General features: G+C 64.9%; 14 protein-coding genes and 1 pseudogene. 13 read left to right on the top strand and 2 right to left on the bottom strand.

The window, feature by feature from the left end; genetic code table 11:
* From HWN72_RS08655 to HWN72_RS08595, 13 genes and pseudogenes are all read left to right on the top strand, one after another.
* A pseudogene (locus tag HWN72_RS08655) lies at nt 1–280 on the top strand (AMP-binding protein); the annotation flags it as partial.
* Nucleotides 277–1,503, top strand: coding sequence for a pyridoxal-dependent decarboxylase, exosortase A system-associated (locus tag HWN72_RS08650; RefSeq protein ID WP_008829430.1), 1,227 nt, complete (start codon nt 277–279; stop codon nt 1,501–1,503). The pseudogene HWN72_RS08655 and the gene HWN72_RS08650, both read left to right, overlap by 4 nt.
* 176 nt (nt 1,504–1,679) lie before the next feature.
* Nucleotides 1,680–2,324, top strand: coding sequence for an XrtA/PEP-CTERM system exopolysaccharide export protein (locus HWN72_RS08645; protein ID WP_008829431.1), 645 nt, complete (start codon nt 1,680–1,682; stop codon nt 2,322–2,324).
* Between the two features lies 1 nt (nt 2,325).
* Nucleotides 2,326–3,849: an XrtA system polysaccharide chain length determinant gene (locus HWN72_RS08640; RefSeq protein WP_008829432.1), complete on the top strand. Its 1,524-nt coding sequence runs from the start codon at nt 2,326–2,328 to the stop codon at nt 3,847–3,849.
* 10 nt (nt 3,850–3,859) lie between these two features.
* Nucleotides 3,860–4,855 carry an AAA family ATPase gene (locus HWN72_RS08635; protein ID WP_008829433.1) on the top strand — a complete coding sequence of 332 codons (996 nt, stop codon included), beginning with the start codon at nt 3,860–3,862 and terminating at the stop codon, nt 4,853–4,855.
* A 5-nt stretch (nt 4,856–4,860) separates the two neighbouring features.
* Nucleotides 4,861–6,603 (top strand): preprotein translocase subunit YajC, encoded by a 1,743-nt coding sequence (locus HWN72_RS08630; protein WP_309141559.1) that lies wholly within the window; start codon nt 4,861–4,863, stop codon nt 6,601–6,603.
* Between the two features lie 13 nt (nt 6,604–6,616).
* Entirely contained in the window at nt 6,617–7,936 is a 1,320-nt protein-coding gene (locus HWN72_RS08625; RefSeq protein ID WP_211150033.1) for an XrtA/PEP-CTERM system-associated ATPase, read from the top strand.
* 15 nt (nt 7,937–7,951) lie between these two features.
* On the top strand, nt 7,952–8,824 hold the full coding sequence (locus HWN72_RS08620; protein WP_008829436.1) for an XrtA system polysaccharide deacetylase: 873 nt from the start codon (nt 7,952–7,954) through the stop codon (nt 8,822–8,824).
* The gene (locus HWN72_RS08615; protein WP_008829437.1) at nt 8,821–9,897 is read left to right on the top strand and encodes a FemAB family XrtA/PEP-CTERM system-associated protein; all 1,077 of its coding nucleotides are present in this window, start codon (nt 8,821–8,823) and stop codon (nt 9,895–9,897) included. The genes HWN72_RS08620 and HWN72_RS08615 overlap by 4 nt, the downstream gene beginning before the upstream one ends.
* Nucleotides 9,897–11,123, top strand: coding sequence for a TIGR03087 family PEP-CTERM/XrtA system glycosyltransferase (locus tag HWN72_RS08610; protein WP_069707746.1), 1,227 nt, complete (start codon nt 9,897–9,899; stop codon nt 11,121–11,123). The genes HWN72_RS08615 and HWN72_RS08610 overlap by 1 nt, the downstream gene beginning before the upstream one ends.
* Entirely contained in the window at nt 11,113–12,678 is a 1,566-nt protein-coding gene (gene xrtA, locus HWN72_RS08605; RefSeq protein ID WP_008830861.1) for an exosortase A, read from the top strand. The genes HWN72_RS08610 and xrtA overlap by 11 nt, the downstream gene beginning before the upstream one ends.
* Nucleotides 12,679–12,689: 11 nt before the next feature.
* Nucleotides 12,690–14,585 (top strand): XrtA/PEP-CTERM system amidotransferase, encoded by a 1,896-nt coding sequence (locus HWN72_RS08600; RefSeq protein ID WP_008830862.1) that lies wholly within the window; start codon nt 12,690–12,692, stop codon nt 14,583–14,585.
* A 226-nt stretch (nt 14,586–14,811) separates the two neighbouring features.
* Entirely contained in the window at nt 14,812–17,115 is a 2,304-nt protein-coding gene (locus HWN72_RS08595) for an EAL domain-containing protein (protein ID WP_069707744.1), read from the top strand.
* A 395-nt stretch (nt 17,116–17,510) separates the two neighbouring features.
* On the opposite strand, the gene zapE is transcribed toward HWN72_RS08595, so the two are convergent.
* A complete protein-coding gene (gene zapE, locus HWN72_RS08590; protein WP_008832645.1) occupies nt 17,511–18,626 on the bottom strand; it encodes a cell division protein ZapE in 1,116 nt (371 codons plus the stop codon).
* Nucleotides 18,623–19,084 carry a PaaI family thioesterase gene (locus HWN72_RS08585; RefSeq protein ID WP_008832646.1) on the bottom strand — a complete coding sequence of 154 codons (462 nt, stop codon included), beginning with the start codon at nt 19,082–19,084 and terminating at the stop codon, nt 18,623–18,625. Before HWN72_RS08585 ends, zapE begins: the two co-directional genes overlap by 4 nt.
* Between the last annotated feature and the right edge of the window lie 7 nt (nt 19,085–19,091).

Here is a 19,091-nt window from a genome sequence, read left to right as displayed (position 1 = left end):
GGAAGTCGAGGAAGCTGCACTTGCGACCGGTCTAGTGGCCGAGGCGGTTGCGCTGGGCCTTCCGGATGAACGTCTGGGGCAGACGGTGCACCTCGTCGTGCGGGCATCCGCCGGATCTTCAGATGCAATTGAAGAACTACCCCGTAAACTCATGCAGGAACTGCCAAATTTCATGCAACCAAAAGTGATCCATTGGCGTGATTCGATGCCGACCGGTCCCAATGGCAAGCTCGATCGAACGGGGCTGGCTGCCGAGATCGCCCGGGAAACAGCGGCATGAAGGCGCTTGGACCGATCCCGGCCGGCTATGGCGGCATTGATGGTATCCTTGCCGTCGGTGGTCGGCCTGTTACGCATTGGGCCGAAGAGGCTGGGGCCACACCGCTGTTTCTCTACGATGCCGACTTGATCCGTCGGCGCGTGACGCAGCTGCGGTCCGCAATCCCGGATCGGGTGGCGCTGCACTATGCAGTGAAGGCCAATCCCTTTCCCCCGCTTCTGGCGCTCATGGCGGGGCTGGTCGACGGCTTTGACATCGCATCCGGCGGTGAACTCGAGATCGTCCGCGATGCGGGCCTGCCCTTGCGCGAGGTCAGCTTCGCCGGGCCGGGTAAGCGCGATGCCGAACTGGAAGCCGCGATTCGCAGCGGCGTGACGCTCAATCTGGAATCCGAGGGTGAAGCGGCCCGCGCCTTTGCCATCGGTGACAGGCTGGGCATCGTCCCGCGCCTTGCTATTCGCGTGAACCCGGATTTCGACCTGAAGGGATCGGGGATGAAGATGGGCGGCGGCGCCAAGCCTTTCGGGGTCGATGCCGAACGGGTTCCGGCTCTGGTGCGCGAAGTCGTTGCCAGCGGCGCCGAATGGCGCGGCTTCCATATTTTCGCAGGCAGCCAGGCGCTCGATGCCGAGGCGATCGCCGAGACGCAGGGACAGGCGCTGGAACTTGCCGCACGACTGGCCGAGGAGAGCAAGACGGTGTTGCCGCATTGCAATCTGGGTGGTGGGCTGGGGATTCCCTATTTCCCGGGAGACACGCCGCTAGACCTTCCGCTTCTTGGCGAACGGCTTGCCGCCAGGCTCGAAGGTCTGCCGGACGTGCTGCGCGGTGCGCAGTTCTGCATCGAACTGGGGCGTTATCTGGTCGGCGAGGCGGGCGTCTACATTGCGCGCATCGTCGATCGCAAGATCAGCCACGGCGAAGTCTTTCTCGTCACCGATGGCGGGTTGCATCACCAGCTTGCGGCTTCCGGCAACTTCGGAACCGTGGTGCGGCGCAATTATCCTTCGGCGATCGCCACTCGTTTCGGCGCCGAGGTGGAGGAAGAAGCCTCCATCGTCGGATGCCTCTGCACGCCGCTGGACAAGCTGGCCGACAAAGGCGGCTTTCCCCGCGCCGACGTTGGCGACCTGATCGCCGTGTTCTGCGCCGGAGCTTACGGTGCCAGCGCCAGCCCCGCGAGCTTCCTCGGGCAAGGTCCGGCAAAGGAAATGCTGGTCTGACCTTGCGTTAACTTGCGTCATGCCCCCGTCCCGATTTGGGACCTGCGCGGAATTAGCCTTGCAAGGCTAACGCAATATTCACCGTTTGCATTGATATCCGAGGGTGAATTTTGCCGGACCTGACCCCGCGCGCCTGGCGTGCGAAGGCCAGACGGTCGCAAAGACGAGGATTGTTCATGCCGCATCTCCCAGCCCGACTTCTGGCCGCTACCGCGCTTGCCAGCGTCGCCCTGACCGGATGTGCGGGGTCCGGCGGCCCGGCTCGGGAACTGCCGCCTGCGTCCTTTGTGGCGATGCAGGAAGGGCCGGGCGAGGAATACGTCATTGGCCCGCTTGATCAGCTGACCGTCTTTGTTTGGCGCAATCCGGAACTTGGCGCGAAAGTGCAGGTCCGTCCTGACGGGCGCATCACCACGCCGCTGATCACCGACATGCCCGCCGTGGGCAAGACGCCCTCGATGCTGGCCGAAGATCTGCGGCTGCAGCTCTCGCAATATATTGAGGACCCGCTGGTTTCGGTCATCGTCGATGGGTTCTCTGGCACCTTCAGCCAGCAGATCCGCATCGTCGGCGCGACCGAGAAGCCTGCGTCGATCCCGTATCGAGCGAACATGACCGTGCTCGACGCGATGATCGCGGTGGGGGGCCTCTCCGAATATGCCTCGGGCAATAGCGCGCGCCTGATCCGGTTCGACAAGACGGCGGGCAAGCAGCAGGAATACAAGCTGCGGCTCGGCGACCTGCTCAAGAAGGGCGACAGCAAGGCCAACGTCATGCTGTCTCCCGGTGACGTGATCATCATCCCGGAAAGCATGTTCTAAGATGGATTCGCTCTACGAAGAACTGCTCGCCGGGCTGCACAGCATCTGGCATCGCCGCTGGATCGCGCTGGCTGTGGCCTGGGCGGTCTGCCTTGCGGGCTGGCTGGTCGTGGCACTGATCCCGAACAGCTACGAATCGCACGCGCGCATCTTCATCCAGCTGGATGATGCGTTGGCCGAGCAGGTCGGCATTGGCGTGGCCGACAAGAAGCGTGATATCGAGCGTATTCGTCAGACCCTGACCAGCGCCGTGAATCTCGAGAAGGTCGTGCGCGCCACGCGCCTCGGCGACACCATCGAGAACCCCAAGGCGATGGAAGCGGCGGTCCTCAAGCTGGGCAAGAACGTCAAGGTGGTGAGCCAGGAGGACAACCTCTTCGAGATCACCGCGACCGCCAACGACAGCTCCTTCTCCGATGCCGAGAACGCCAAGCTGGCGCAGAGCGTCGCGCAGAAGCTGATCGATATCTTTCGTGAGGAAAACCTCTCCGGCAATCGCGGCGACATGGTCGAGACGCTGGAGTTCGTGAACCAGCAGCTGCGCGCGCGTGAGCGTGAGCTGGAATCGGCCGAGAGCAAGCGCACCGCCTTCGAGGCGCAGCACCCGGAAATGGCGCTTGGCGGCGCCGCCGTGGCGCAGCGTCTGGAGAGCGCGCGTTCGACGCTGCGCGATATCGATGCCGACCTTTCGGCGGCGCAGAGCGCTTCGGCAGCGATCGACGGGCAGCTTGCGGGCACGCCGCGCACGATCGCGGGTGGTGCGGCCGATGGCGGGGCGCAGTCCTCGCTGGCGCGCGCACAGGCCGATCTCGCGGCGATGCGGGCACGCGGGCTCACCGAGAATCACCCCGACGTGATCGCGGCCAAGAACCAGGTTGCGGCCTTGCGCGCTCCGGCGGCGCAGGAAGCGGCTAGCGGCGGCGGCACGATCAATCCGGCCTATTCCTCGCTCCAGTCGATTCGCGCCGAACGGCAGGCGAGCGTCCAGGCGCTGCAGTCGCGCAAGGCCGCGACGCAGTCCGACATCGCCTCGCTGACCGCGTCCGCGATCTCCGATCCCGAACTTGCTACTCAGGCCCAGCGTATCAACCGCGATTACGACGTGCTTCGCCAGCAGTACGACAAGCTCCTGCAGGACCGCGAGGAACTGCGCTTGCGCGGCGAAGTGAAGACCGAGCGCGAAGCGGTGAAGTTCCAGGTCGTCGATCCGCCGACGAGCCCGCGTACGCCCGTCGCGCCGAATCGTCCGGTCTTGCTGCTGGGCGTGCTGATCGTGGGCTTCGCGGGTGGATGCGCCGGCGCCTTTGCCTTGAGCCGGGTGCGTTCGGTCTTCGCCACCACTGCGGGGCTGGAGAAGGCGACCGGCCTGCCGGTGCTGGGCGCGATCTCGCACAGCCTGACCGATCGTGCACGGGCGCTGAGGGCCAAGCGTCTCAAGTATTTCTATGCCGGGACCGCCGCGCTTTGCGGACTGTTCGTGGTGCTGCTCGCCGCCGAGTTCATCCAGCGCGGCATGGTGGCGTGAGGGGACTGACATGACCGATCATCGCAAGATCCCCGTACCTGACCAGCCCGATGAACCCGAAGGCGAATCGCTGTTCGAGCGGGCCAACGGCCGGTTCGACTTCAACACGCTGATCGCGAAGCCGGTGGCGTTTCCGGAGCGGCCTGCAAGGCGCGCGCCCGCAAGGCCGGAGCCAGCGCCCGTTCCCGCACGTCCCGTGCCTGAAGCGGCGGCTCCCGCGGCTGCGCCTCAGCCCGCCGCAGAACCGGCGCCTGAGCCCGCACGCTTCAGCGATACCGTGCATCCCGTCGATCGTGAGCACTTGCGCGAGCAGGGCCTGATCGTGCCCGAAGGCGCGGTCACCGAGCTTCTGGAGGAGTTTCGCATCGTCAAGCGCCAGCTGCTGGTTCAGGCTGCAGACCTGCGCCGCCAGAAGGCGGGGCCGATGGCACAGCGCGTGCTGATCTCCTCGCCGCATCCGGGCGAGGGCAAGACTTACTGCGCACTCAACCTCGCGCTGTCGATCGCGGCGGAGAAGGAGAGCGAGGTCCTGCTCGTCGATGCCGACTTCGCCAAACCTTCGATCCTTTCCGCGCTCGGCCTTCCGGGCGGTCCGGGGCTGATGGACGCGCTGATGGACGAGACGATCGACGTTGCCGACTGCGTGCTCGGCACCGACATTCCCGGGCTCTGGGTGCTTCCCGCCGGAGATACGACGGCGCACGACAGCGAATACCTGTCCAGTTCACGCACTGCCCGAATCCTCGACCGGCTGACGCAGGGTGCGGCCAACCGGATGGTGATCTTCGATTCGCCTCCGGCGCTGGCGGCTTCGCCTGCGGCCGAACTTGCCAAGTATGTCGGCCAGACCGTCGTGATCGCGCGCGCGGACAAGACCGGGCGAGGGTCGCTCGACGATGCGATCTCGCTGCTGGGCGCATGCCCGAACGTGCAATTGCTGCTCAACGCGGCCCAGTTCAGCCCGAGCGGTCGCCGCTTCGGCTCCTACTACGGATACAAGGGATGAGCCGCATGAAGCAGGCATCAGGCATGGTGGCGCTGGCGGTGATCGTTCTTGCGCTACCGGCAGCCGGCCATGCCCAATCGACCGGCTATGGCGGCGGCATGAGCGGAGGCATGGGGAGTTCCGGTGCCGGGATGGGCGGCGACAGCGCATCCGACACAGCTTCCGGCAAGTCCGACCGCGCTTCGCGGCGCGGTGCCAAAGGCCAGGGCGGTAAACGCATCGACATCGCGCCTTACATCGAAGTCGACCAGATCGTCACTGCCGAGCTTTCGCCCGGTAGCGACGTGCTGACCTACACCCAGGTCGCGGTCGGCGTGGACGCCTCGATCCAGGGCCGCAACAATGGGGCTTCGGCCTCGGTGCGCTATCAGCGCCAGTTCGGCTGGGGCAAGAAGGCGGGCGACGGCGACGCTATCAGCGGCGTCGTGCGCGGCTACACCACCATCGTTCCGGGCGTGACGGTCGAAGCGGGCGCGCTGGCCTCGCAGGTCAACGTCGAGAACGGCGGTTCCGCGCTCGCCGCCGGGCCGCTGTCGGGCAACGGCAAGTCGACGGTCTACTCTGTCTACGGAGGCCCTTCGGTAACCAAGCGGATCGGCGATCTCGATGTGGGCGCCAATTACCGGGCCGGTTTCACCAAGGTCGAGCAGTCCAACGCCGCGCGCAATCTCCAGACCGGCGCAGCGGCCGATGTCTTCGACAAGAGCGTCGTCCAGTCGGCCGACGTGCAGGCGGGCTTCGCCCCCGGCACCGTACTGCCGGTGGGCGTGGGCGTCGGCGGCAGCTTCTATCAGGAGGATATCTCCAACCTCGACCAGCGTGCCCGCGACATGCAGGCCCGCGCGATGGTCACCGTGCCGGTCAGCCGCACCGTGCAGGTGGTCGGCGCGATCGGCTATGAGGACGTGGAGATTTCCAGCCGCGATGCCGTGCGCGATGCAAACGGCCTGCCGGTGCTGGGCTCCGATGGCCGCTACGTGATCGACAAGTCCTCCCCGCGCGTAATGGCCTACGACGTCAGCGGCCTCATCTGGGACGCCGCCGTCATGTGGCGCCCGAGCCGCCGAACCTCGCTGTCGGCCCATATCGGCCGCCGCTACGGCTCGACCAGCTTCGGCGGCACGCTAGCCTATGCGCCGAGCGACCGTGCCCAGTTCAACGTCGCGGTCTACGACAACGTCTCGGGCTTCGGCGGGCAGGTCAACCGCGCGCTCGACCAGTTGCCGGATGACTTCGAGGTCGTGCGTGATCCCGTCACCGGCGAACTGCGCGGCTGCGTCGCCTCGCTGGAGGGCGGCAGCTGCCTGTCCGGCGTGCTCGGCTCGCTGCGTTCGTCCACTTTCCGGGCGCGCGGCGTGACGGCAAGCTACTCGATGAAGTTCGGCCGCATGCGTGCAGGTCTCGGTGCCGGATACGACCGCCGCAAGTACATTGCCGCGCGCAACACCGTCCTCGCCTCCGCAAACGGCGTGCTGGACGAGAACTGGTGGCTGGCGGCCTATGTCGGCGGCGATCTTGGCCGTGACGCGGGCTGGTCGGCCAACGTCTACGCCAACTGGATCAGCAGCAACGACCCGCTGACCGGCGACGTCGCGGGCTACGGGGCTTCGGCCAGCTACTACAAGATGTTCGCGCCGCGCCTGCGTGGTACGCTCGCTGTCGGCATCGACGGGGCGAAGTACGATACCCCCTCCATCGACGACCTGTGGACCGCCTCGGCGCTCGCGGGTCTGCGCTATACCTTCTGAGGAGAGAAACCCGATGTTCGACGACTTCTACGGGCTCGACGCCAGGCCTTTCCAGCTGACCCCCGACCCCGCGTTCTATTTCGAGAGCAGCACGCACAGGAAGGCGCTGTCCTACCTCGGCTACGGTCTTGCCCAGGGCGAGGGCTTCGTGGTCATCACCGGCGAGGTCGGTGCGGGCAAGTCCACACTCGTCGCCTACCTGATGGCGACCATCGATCCGGCGCGCATGACGGCCGCCAACGTGGTGACCAGCGCGCTCGACGGCGAGGAGATCGTCCACGTCGTCGCGCAGTCGTTCGGGCTGCCGGTCATGGGGCATGACAAGGCATCCGCGCTCGGCACGCTGGAAGCGTTCTTCCACGACGAGGCGCGTGCAGGACGCCGCTGCCTGCTGATCGTCGACGAGGCGCAGAACCTTTCGGTCAGCGCGCTGGAAGAGCTGCGCATGCTCTCCAACTTCCAGCTCGGCTCGCACCCGCTGCTGCAGACGCTGCTGCTCGGCCAGCCCGAGTTCCGCGAGACCTTGCTCGAGAGCAACCAGCTCGAACAGCTGCGTCAGCGCGTTATCGCGACGCACCATCTCGGCCCGATGCACGTGCGCGAGGTCCAGCCTTACGTCGAGCACCGCCTCGGCTGCGTCGGCTGGAAGGGCAACCCGAGCTTCGATGCGGCGCTGTTCCCGGCGATCCACGAGGCGACCGGCGGTATCCCCCGCCGCATCAACCAGATCGTCAACCGTTTGCTCCTGCTGGGTGCGGTGGACCGTCGAGAGCACCTCGACGCCGCGATGCTCGAGCAGGTGCTTGACGAGATGAACGACGACGGCGCGCTGGCAGTGGTCACCAAGGTCGCGGAGCCTGAAGTTGCCGCTGCGCAACCGGTGGAAGCCGCGGCTTTCGCAAGTGCGCCGGTGCAGGCGATCGATACCTCCGTTGTCATGGCGCTGATCGAGTCGGCACTCGCCGATCGCGAGGCGCTGGATACGGAAGGCGCGATCGCGCTCATCGAGGCGGCGCTCGCTCATCGCGACATGCTCGACACCGCCGGCGCCAATGCGCTGATCGAGGCTGCCATGGCCGGGCGCGACACGCAGATTGGTGAGTTGCACTCGGCGATCGCACAACTCACCGCTGCTGCCGAAGAGCGCGAAGCCTCGGCACGGCAGGCGCAGGGCGAGCAGTTCGGGGCGCTTGAGCAGCAACTGGCGGATGCCATCGCCCGCTCGGACAAGCTCGAGGCGCGCCTCGGCGAGACCGAGCGCACGCTGCGTCACACGCTGACCATGCTGATCGAGTGGATCGAGAGCGGCGACGGCCAGCGCAACGTCGCCTGAGGGAGTTTCTACCCCATGTCGGTGCCGATCAACGGCCTTTCGGTCGATGTCGAGGACTGGTTCCAGGTCGGCGCCTTCGAGAAGGTGATCGACCGGGAGAACTGGAACTCGCTGGCCACGCGCGTCGAGCGTAACTGCGACGAAATCCTGCGGCTTTTCTCGGATGCAGGGGTGAAGGGCACGTTCTTCACCCTCGGCTGGGTGGCGGAAAGGAATCCCGCCTTGATGCGGCGGATCGCCGAAGAAGGCCACGAGGTCGCCAGCCACGGCTGGGATCACGAGCGCGTGTTCCGTCTCGGCAGGGAGGCCTTCGCCGCCGACATCGACCGTGCCCGCAAGGTGATCGAGGACGCCTCGGGCCAGGCGGTCAAAGGCTACCGCGCGCCCAGCTTCTCGATCGATGCCCGTACGCCCTGGGCCTTCGAGGTGCTGGCGGAGCAGGGCTATGTGTATAGCTCCAGCGTGGCTCCGATCGCGCATGACCATTATGGCTGGCGGGAGGCTCCGCGCTTTGCCTTCCGGCCGATCGCCGATGCGGAACTGATCGAGATCCCGGTCACGACCGCGCGGTTCGCCGGGCGGCGGCTGGCGGCTGGCGGCGGCGGCTTCTTTCGGGTGCTTCCTTACGGGTTCTCGCGCTGGGCGATCCGGCAGGTGAACCGCGATGATCGGCGCCCAGCGGTGTTCTACTTCCACCCGTGGGAGATCGATCCCGGCCAGCCCCGCGTCGAAGGGGCGCCGCTGCGCTCGCGTTTCCGGCACTACACGAACCTGTCGGTGATGGCCGACAAGCTGGAGCGACTGGTCGGCGAATTCCGCTGGGGCCGCATGGACGAACTCGCCGCGCGTGAAGCCTTGCGCGCCGAACCGCTGGCCTTCGCGGCATGAACGCGCCCTTCGTGCCACTGACAGCGCAAGTCCGCCTCGTCGATCTGACCGACCCGGGCGAGGTCTCGCGCCTTGAAGGCTTCGTGGCGCGCCATCCGCAGGGGACGCCGTTCCATCGCCCCGCATGGTTCGTCTCGGTGGCAAAGGCGACCGGCAACCGCGCGCTGGCGCTCGTGCAGGAGAAGGGGGGCGAGATCGTCGCTTTCCTGCCGCTCGATGCCATTCATTCGCCGGTATTCGGCCGACTGCTGGCCTCGACCGGGTTCGCGGTCGGCGGCGGGCTGCTGGCGACCGGGGGCGCCGATACCACCGCCGTATTCGCCGCCGTTGAGGAACTGGCACTGCGCCTCACCTGCCCGACGATCGAACTTCGCGGCGGGGTACTTCCTCCGGCGGGCGAAGGCTGGGCACTCAAGACCCGTTCACACGCCAACTTCGCCCGCCCGCTCGCGGCCGACGACGAAGCGCAACTGCTGGACATTCCGCGCAAGCAGCGCGCCGAAGTGCGCCGCTCGCTGGGCATGGACCTGACGATCGAGGTCGGCACTGCGGAAGCGGATCGCGCCGCGCATTACACGGTCTTCTGTGAGAGCTATCGCAATCTCGGCACCCCGGTCTTTCCCCGCGCGCTGCTGGATGCGGTGGTCAACGGTTTCGGTGACGATGCGGACATTCTGACCGTGCGCCATCAGGGCGTGCCGGTAGCGAGCGTCATCAGCGTCTATCATCAGGGCGCCGTCATGCCGTATTGGGGCGGCGGCACCTGGGACGCCCGGCGCCTTCGGGCCAACGACCGGATGTATTTCGAACTCATGCTCCACGCCCGGCGGCGCGGCTGCACGGTGTTCGACTTCGGCCGCTCCAAGACGGAGAGCGGCGCCTATCATTTCAAGCGCAACTGGGGCTTCGAGCCCGAGCCGCTGACGTATGCGACCTGGACCGCCCCGGGCAGCGCCAGGCGCGATGCGGACCCGACGAGCGGCAAGCTCTCGCTCCAGATCAAGCTGTGGCAGCGCCTGCCTCTGGCAGTGGCCAATCGCCTCGGCCCGCTGATTGCACGCGGTATCGGCTGATGGGCGAAATCCTGTTCCTGGCGCACCGCATCCCGTTTCCGCCGGATCGCGGTGACAAGATCCGTTCCCACCACGTGCTCAAGGCGCTAGCCGCACTGGCTCCCGTGCATGTCGCGACGTTCTGTGACGATGAGCAGGACCGTGCGTTCGAGCCCGATCTCGCCGACCTCGCCACCAGCTATCGACTGGTCGAGCGCTCCAAGCCGCTGCCCGTCGCCGGTGTACAGGCTCTGGCGAGCGGCCGCCCGCTCAGTCTCACCGCGTTTTACGACAAGGACCTCGAAACCTACGTGCGCGATCTGCTTGCCGAGCGTGACATCGACACCGTCTACGTGTTTTCCGGACAGATGGCGCAGTATGTGCCCGGCGATTTTCGGGGCCGTGTCGTGGCCGATCTTGTGGACGTCGATTCTGCCAAGTTCGAAGCCTACGCCGCGAAAGGACGCGGTATTCGCGCATGGATGGAGCGCCGGGAGGGGCGCCTGTTGCGGCGCGAGGAAGCGCGGATCTGCGCGGGGGCGTCAGTCACCCTGCTGATCAGCGACGCCGAAGTCGGGCTCCTGCGCTCGCGGCTGGCCAGTGAGCAGGGCCGCGTGCGGGCGATGGGCAACGGCCTCGACGCTGCATATTTCGACCCGTTTGCGGTCGCTCCGGAGCCGCGCATGGCAGCGAAGGGTGCTCCGCGTATCGTCTTCACCGGACAGATGGATTACGCGCCGAACATCGAGGCGGCCACCCGCGCCATCGATCGCGTCCTGCCGCTCGTGCGCAGGACGTGTCCCGATGCCACGCTCCATATCGTCGGCCGCAATCCGCCGGCAGCTTTACAGGCCCGTTCCGGACAGGATGGCGTCGAGGTGTGGGGCAGGGTGGATGACATTCGCCCCTGGCTCGCCGCCGCCGACGTCGCTCTGGTGCCACTGGAAATTGCGCGGGGGGTTCAGAACAAGGTGCTGGAAGCGATGGCGATGGGGCTGCCCGTGGTGCTCTCTCCTGGCGCCGCGACGGGTATCGATGCGATCGACGGCCGGGATTTCGCGATACGTGACGGCGATGCCGCGATGGCGCAGGCGGTCCTCGACCTTGCTCGCGCGCCGGAAGCGGCCAAGCTGATGGGGGCGGCTGCCCGCACGTGGATCGTCGCCAACGCCAGCTGGGAGGCCGCACTGGCGCGGCTGCCCGAATATCTCGGCACCATGGGCGAGGCGCTTACCGATGTCGCTTGATGTTGCCTCGACGTCCCTTGCCGGTCCCGCCCGCGCATGGCGCGCGCTTTCGCCGCAGTGGCGTGGCGGGATCATCCGCCTTGGCGCGGCGTGGCTGGTGCTGCTGTTCGCCTTCCTCGGCGACTGGGGCGCGATGGCGCGTCAGTGGTGGGATATCTCCACGTACAATCACGTCCTGCTGATCCCGGCGATTCTGGGCTGGCTGGTCTGGCAGCGCTGGCCGCAGCTGGAACGCCTGACGCCTACCGCGTGGTGGCCGGGGCTCATCCTGCTGGCGGGGGCAGCCTTCCTGTGGCTGCTGGGCGCGATGTCGGGACTGGACCTTGCCCGGCAGGCAGGTGTCGTCGCCATGTTGGGCGCCTGCGTTCCCCTGATCCTGGGTGTCAGGGTCACTGCGGCGCTGATCTTCCCGCTGGGCTATCTGGTGTTCCTGGTCCCGATCGGCGAGGAACTGGTCAACGTCCTGCAGACGATCACTGCCGAAATCACCATCGCGCTCACCCATCTCAGCGGCATTCCGGCCCGGATCGACGGCGTTTTCATCGATACGCCCGCAGGATTGTTCGAGGTAGCCGAAGCCTGTTCGGGCGTGAAGTTCCTCATCGCGATGGTCGCTTTCGGTGTGCTGGCCGCCAATGTCTGCTTCCTCAGCTGGCGGCGTCGAACCGTGATGCTGCTGGCCTGCGTGGCCGTGCCGATCCTCGCCAACGGGATCCGGGCATGGGGTACGATCTATGCCGCGCAGATTTTCGGCATAGAGGCTGCGGCGGGCTTCGACCATATCGTTTACGGCTGGTTCTTCTTCGCGATCGTGCTGGCGCTGGTGATCGCCTGCGCCTGGCGTTTCTTCGACCGCCCTCTGGATGGTCCGGCGATCGACCTTGCGGCTATTGAAAACGCCGGGTGGCTGGCGGGTCTGGAACGTTTCGCCATTTCCGGAACGGTGGCGGTGATCGGCTTCGCGCTGGTGCTGATCGCGGCGCGGTGCTGGGCTCTCGCAGCCGATACGCTGGCTGCTCCTGTCCCGGCGCGCATTGACTTGCCTGCGGTCGAGGGATGGGCGCGGGTGGATTATACCCCAACGATCTGGTGGGAACCGCGCGCGCAGGGCGCCGATCACCGCCTGCTCGGCCGTTATCGGGACGGTCGGGGGCATCAGGTCGATGTCTTCGTCGCCCTCTACGCCAGCCAGGGAGAGGGACGGGAGGCAGGCGGCTTCGGTCAGGGCGCGCTTGTTCCAGCCAGCGCATGGGCATGGCAGTCGCCGGCACCGTCGGTCGAAGCTGGCAAGGGCGAGCGCCTCCTCGGCAACGGCAGGATCGAGAGGATCGCCGTGACCTGGTATCGTCAGGGCGAACTATTGAGCGGCAGCAATGCACGGCTCAAGCTGGCGGTGATTGTTGACCATCTCCTGTTCCGGGCGGAACCGACGACGATGCTCATCCTCTCCGCCGAAGATACGCCGCGCGGCCGAGCCGAGCAGTCGATCACCGCCTTCCGCGCATCCACGGGGTCACTCGCGCGCTGGATGGACGGTATCGCTCAGGTCAGGTAGGGCCAGGGACGATGTGCGGGATTGCCGGAATCTATCACCTGGAAACGCCCAAGCCGGTCGATCGCGCCCGGGTCGAGGCCATGTGCGACGCCATCGCGCATCGCGGCCCGGACGGGCAGGGGGTATGGACCGCGCCGGGCGTCGCCCTGGGGCACCGCCGCCTTTCGATCATCGACCTCGCAGGATCGCCGCAGCCGATGGCATCCCCAGATGGCCGCGCGATGCTCGTCTTCAACGGCGAGATCTACAACTACCGCGAACTGCGGCATGAGTTGAAGGCAGCGGGAGAGCATTTCCGCACCGATGGCGACAGCGAGGTCATTCTGGCAGCCTGGCGGCGCTGGGGACCGGGCTGCGTTACGCGGCTGCTGGGCATGTTCGCCTTCGCCATCTACGACCTCGACGCGCGCACTCTGTTCCTCGCCCGCGACAGGCTGGGCGTGAAGCCGCTCTATTACGCGCAGTTGAGCGACGGGAGCCTGGCTTTCGGTTCGGAACTCAAGGCACTCACCGCCCACCCGCTGCTGCGGCGCGAGATCGATCCGCTGGCGGTCGAAGACTATCTGACCTGGGGCTATGTCCCTGACGATCGGGCCATCCTCAAGGGCGTCTGCAAGCTGGCGGCGGGGCATTCGTTGCTGCTGCGTCATGGCGCTCCGTTGCCGCGCCCTGTTCAGTGGTGGGACGTCTCCTTCGCAGAGCGGCGCAAGGGCAAGCCCGCCGACCTCGAAGCCGAACTGGTGCACCTCATGCGCCAGGCGGTGTCGTCCCGTATGGTCGCAGATGTGCCTCTTGGCGCGTTTCTGTCGGGCGGTGTGGATAGTTCCAGCGTCGTCGCGTTCATGGCGGAGGCAAGCGGCAGTCCGGTACGGACCTGCTCGATCGGCTTCGACGTCGCCGGGCTGGACGAGAGTGCGTACGCAACGAAGATCGCCCGGCAGTTCGGCACGAACCATGCCTCGCGGATCGTCTCGCCTGACGATTTCGCTGCGATCGACCAGCTTGCAGGCATGTTCGACGAACCTTTCGCCGACGCCTCTGCCCTGCCGACCTGGCGAGTATGCCAATTGGCGCGCGAATCGGTCACGGTGGCGCTCTCCGGCGATGGCGCGGATGAAGCGCTTGGCGGTTACCGGCGCCACGTGTTCCAGGCCGGGGAAGACAAAGTGCGTGCGTTGCTGCCGCAATCCCTGCGTGGTCCGGTCTTCGGAGCGCTCGGAAGGGCCTACCCTAAGGCGGACTGGGCTCCGCGCCCGCTGCGGGCGAAGTCGACGCTGCTCTCGCTGGCGGGAGATTCCGCGCAAGGCTATGCGCGCTCGATGGCCGTCCTGCCGCCGGAGCTGCGCGATCGCCTCTATTCCGACGATTTCCGCCGCCTGCGCGGTGATTACCGCGCCGAGGATCCGTTGCTGGCCCTGATGCGAGACGCTCCGGCGCGTTCGGGCCTCGACCGTGCGCAATATGCCGACCTCAAGGTCTGGCTTCCGGGAGATATCCTCACCAAGGTCGACCGCACCAGCATGTCGGTAAGCCTTGAGGCGCGCGAGCCGCTGCTCGACCATCGCCTGATCGAATTCGCCGCCAGTCTGCCCGAGCGGATGCGTGTTCAGGGCGGGCAGGGCAAATGGCTGATGAAGCGGGCGATGCGCCGCTACTTGCCCGATGACGTGCTCTATCGTCCCAAGCAGGGCTTCGTGACGCCGATCGCGCAATGGTTTCGTGGGCCGCTTGCAGGCGCGGCGCGCGAGATCGCAGGCGGGGCAGCCCTGGCGCGAACCGGCTGGTTCGACCAGCGCCGCCTGCTGGGCCTCGTCGATGCGCATGTTGCGGGAACTTCGGACAATTCCCGAGTGCTTTGGCAGATGCTCATGCTTGACAAGGCGTTTACCTCGCTGGGTGTCAATTAATCCGGGCATCAACCGGGCTTTGCGGGCGGATTTAGCGATCCGGCCCGCTCGAACCATTAACTACACGGTTTCTTAGTACCTTTGCGTTAGCTCATGCCTACCAAAGCCTCTTTTGCAGGGCATGAATGAACAGAATCGGTCGCCATCACCGGTATTCAGAGCGGACGCTTTCCGCGCTGGTGGCTTGTGCCCGATACATCCTCACGATGCGGGCAGGGGGAAGACCATGACCGGCATCTGGGGGCAACTTCGCGGTTTCTGGAAAAGACCTCGCGTCCGGATCGTGTTCTGGGCGGCGCTGACCGGCCTGGCCATGGGCATCAGTGGCCTCGGTCTGCCGCTCGAGGACTACCTGCGCAACGTGCGCTGGATGTCCCGCACCCAGCCCGCAAGCGGCGCTATCACCATCGTCCTTCAGGACTCGCAGACGCTCATCCAACTCGGCGCCAACGATATCACGCATGGCAATGACGCTGACACGATCAACCAGTTGTTTGCTGCGGGTGCGAAGCGCGTCTTCTTTGATCGTTCGTTTTCGATGCCGGGTAATCCCATCGATGATGCCAAGTTCGTCGCGGCGCTGAAGGCTCATCATGGCAAAGTTGTGTTGGGCGCTGCAGTGGACAGCAACGGCCAGATGGGCAACTTCGCGGGGAAAATCCCGCTTCAGGCTTACCGCGACCATGCTGGTATGGCATCGGTTCTCGTTCGCCATCGACCACTCAATCAGAACGTTCAGCTTCCGTATGCTTCCGGAAGCCCCGCTGGTAAAATTCCGTCCCTCTCGGCGGCGATCGCTGGCATCGATGGTAAGACAGACGAATTGTTTTTCCCAGACTTCTCGATTGCGGTCAGTTCCTATCCTACGCTGAGCTACATCGATGTAATGCGAGGACGATTTGACCGTTCGCTTGTTCGCGGCAAGGATATCCTGGTCGTCCCAGCTGCAGTAACTTTTAACGATATCCATTCCATTCCTGGGCAGGATATCAATGCCCCAGGCGGCTATTTCCATGCGATCGGCGCTGACACGCTGAAGCTCGGCATTCCCCGTGAGTATGGCTGGTTCCCTGCTTACCTGCTGGTGCTCGTCGTCATCGCATCGGGTCTTGGCCGAGGCCGGGTGCTCGACATCTATCGATTTACGGGGCTGGTCGCGGTGGTGGGCGCCGTTCCGTTCCTGCTCGATTACGTTAACGTGCAAGTGGAAGTCATCCCGGCCTTCTCCGTGGCGCTGGTCGCCGTCATCCGCATGCGCAATCTCGACAGGGTCGAGGAGGCGGGCGAAACGAACACTGGTTCCGGCCTGCCCAGCGTTCAGGCCCTGCGCAATTCTCCTGATCTGTCCACGCGTGTTCTCGTCGCCCTGAAGATTCGGAACTACGGCGGAATTATCGGGAGCTTTGCGGAGCACGTCGAAGCGCAGCTTGCCAAGGAAATCGTTCGTCGCATTCGTATCAGTGACGAAAGCGTGTTGATCTATCACGAAGGCGGAATGTTCGTCTGGCTGTCTTCGATCCGCAGCACGTTCGACTTGTTCGAGAATCTCGAAGGCCTGCACCGGATCGTCCAGAACGGCATCCAGGTCGGCGGTATCGACATCGACTTGTCGTTCAACTGCGGCATCGACTCCGAGTTCGATCGTCCGCTCTCGGGCCGCGTCGCCAGCGCCATGCAGGCCGCGGAAGAGGCGGTGCGCAACGACGAGTTGGTTTATCAGCACGATGCCCGCAAGCACGAGGCTCAGTGGGAAATCTCCCTGCTGACGTCGCTCGACCGGGCCATCGATAATGGGGAGGTCTGGGTCGCCTATCAGCCCAAGCTCGATCTGCGATCAAACCGGATCAGCGGAGCGGAAGCGCTCGTTCGCTGGACGCACCCCGAACGAGGACCGATCAGCCCGGACAAGTTCATCCGGATTGCTGAGGAATTCCATCGGATCGAGCGCATCACCCGCTTTGTCATCAATGACGCGGTGCGAGTGGCTGTCGAACTGGAGCGTCACGGCTACGAGATGACGATGTCGGTGAATATCTCTGCTCAGCTTCTTCGCAATCCGGGACTGCCGGGAATGATTGCGGAGATTCTCGCCGCGCATGGTCTGTCACCCAACCGTCTGATCCTTGAGATCACGGAGACGGATCGCCTGGACCGCAGTTCCAAGACGTTCCAGATGCTGCAGCGTCTAGTCCAGTCCGGCCTTCGCCTGTCGATCGACGATTTTGGCACCGGCAACGCCACGATCGATTATCTGCGCTATCTGCCCGCCAGCGAGGTCAAGATCGACAAGACCTTCGTATCCTTGATGGAAAGCAACAAGGAAGATCTGCTTCTGGTGCAGTCGATCATCGAGATGGCTCATTCGCTCGACCGTGTCGTCGTGGCTGAAGGGGTCGAGACGGCCAAGGTTCTGGAGATGCTGACCGGGCTGCACTGTGACCTCGTTCAGGGGTATCACGTAAGCCGTCCTGTCCCATTCCGGGATTTCCTAGACTTCGTGTCCGGCAGGAGGGCACGACTGATTGGTTAAAAATTCCTTGATGCATCGTTAACTAACTATTATCCGTGAGGGCGGCCGCAGCGATGCGGTCGTTCACATGGGGAATGACGATGAACAAGGACATCTGGGGCGGTGGTTGGTGGGGCGGCGGTCTCTAATAGAGGCTTCTGCTGCACTAGTTTGGGTTGATTAATCCGAACCACTGCAAAAAACGAAGCGCTTTCCAGAAGAACTCCTGTCTTTTGGAAAGCGCTTTTTCTTTGTCTATTGTTTGTGTTTGTTTGTAATTTCTCGCGATGGGTGATTTTAACCCATTTAAGCGCCGCAATTCATCGGTTCTGAAAAGCTCTCGTCTTAAATTGACGATAGCGGCTCCGGGCAGGGGCACTGTAAATCGCTTCCCGATTCGGGACTCGTTAACGAGGTTAGCCTTCGCCGTGGCCCAGCGCGAGATAATCGGCACTCTGCATTTCATTGAGACGGCTGATCGTGCGGTCGAATTCGAAGCGACCGGTCCCGGATTCGTACAGCTCTTCTGGAGTAGCGTCGGCAGCCGCGATCAGCTTCACCTTGTTCTCGTAGAGAGCGTCGATAAGCGTCACGAAGCGCGCTGCCTCGTTGCGACGGTCCGGACCCATCTTCGGAATGCCGACGAGGATCACCGTGTGATAGGCACGCGCGATGGCGAGATAGTCGGCCGCGCCGCGGGCCTCGCCGCAAAGGCGTTTGAAGCTGAAGACTCCCACGCCCTTGAGGCTCTTGGGCACGTGAAGCATTCTTCCGCCGCCGACGTCGATGTCAGTGGAGGGCACATGTTCGCTATCTTCCGGCGGATAATCAGTGAGGCGGTAGAACGCTTCGCGCGCGGCTTCGGTGGCCGGTTCGCCCAGCGGGTGGTGCCAGGTCGCCATGCCGCCGAGGCGCTGCATGCGATAGTCGGTCGGACCGTTGAGCGTGAGCACGTCGAGCTCCTGTTCGATCAGTCCGATGAACGGCAGGAAATGCTCGCGGTTCAACCCATCCTTGTAGAGTTCGGAAGGAGCGCGGTTGGAGGTGGTCACGATGGTGACCCCCTCGTTCGTGATCAGGTGCGTGAACAACCGGCTCATGATCATCGCGTCGGCCGAGTTGTTGACGACCATCTCGTCGAAGGCGAGGCAGCGGACGTTGCGGGCAATAGCTGCGGCGACCGGTGGGATCGGGTCGCCGGTTTCCTTCTTGCGCTCGTCGCGCAGGAGCGCGTGGACTTCCAGCATGAAGGCGTGGAAGTGCACGCGGCGCTTGCCGGGAATGTCGAGCGTCTGGACGAACAGGTCCATCAGCATCGACTTGCCGCGCCCGACACCGCCCCACATGTAGACGCCGCGCGGCGCTGCAGCCTTCTTGCCCAGCAGCTTGCCGAACAGGCCGGTCGAGGACGACGACTTGTAGAATTCGCGCTGGAGGCGGTTCAGTCGCTCGGCGGCCGCTGCCTGTTCCGGATCGGAGCGCAGTTCGCCGGTCGCGACAAGCGCCTCGTAGCGTTCGAGCATCGCGCTCATTTGGACGCACTCGGCTTGCGGAGGGTGCCCATGAAGCTGGCGACGAGATGGTCGCCCTGCTCGACCGTGCCGCGCACGAAGACGAGACGGCGGGTTTCCTTCATGATCTCGGCCACGATGTCGAGCGGCTCGCCGATGCGGCCGGCACCGATGAACTGGTTGCTGAGTTCGAGCGTGACCGCACCGACGGCATCCTCGCCGAGTACGACGAACATTGTCGCGAACATGCCCACATCGATCAGGGCGAGGGTGACGCCGCCATGGACGGCGTCGAGGACGTTACTGTGCTGCAGGCCCGCTTCGACGAGACGAAGGCGAGCGCCGCGCTCACCCTCGCGGCGGACGATCATGCGACCAAGGCCCTGCGAATTGAACCGCGAGCCCTCGTTCAGCTTCCACGTGGACCACCCCGGAAATTCCGGGTCGGGCTCATGGATGAATACACCGTCCTGCGCCACGGGAAGT

The sequence above is a fragment of the Novosphingobium sp. HR1a genome (assembly GCF_015594425.1).
GTDB classification, from domain to species: Bacteria; Pseudomonadota; Alphaproteobacteria; order Sphingomonadales; family Sphingomonadaceae; genus Novosphingobium; species Novosphingobium resinovorum_A.
This window is presented reverse-complemented; position numbering and strand designations above follow the sequence as displayed.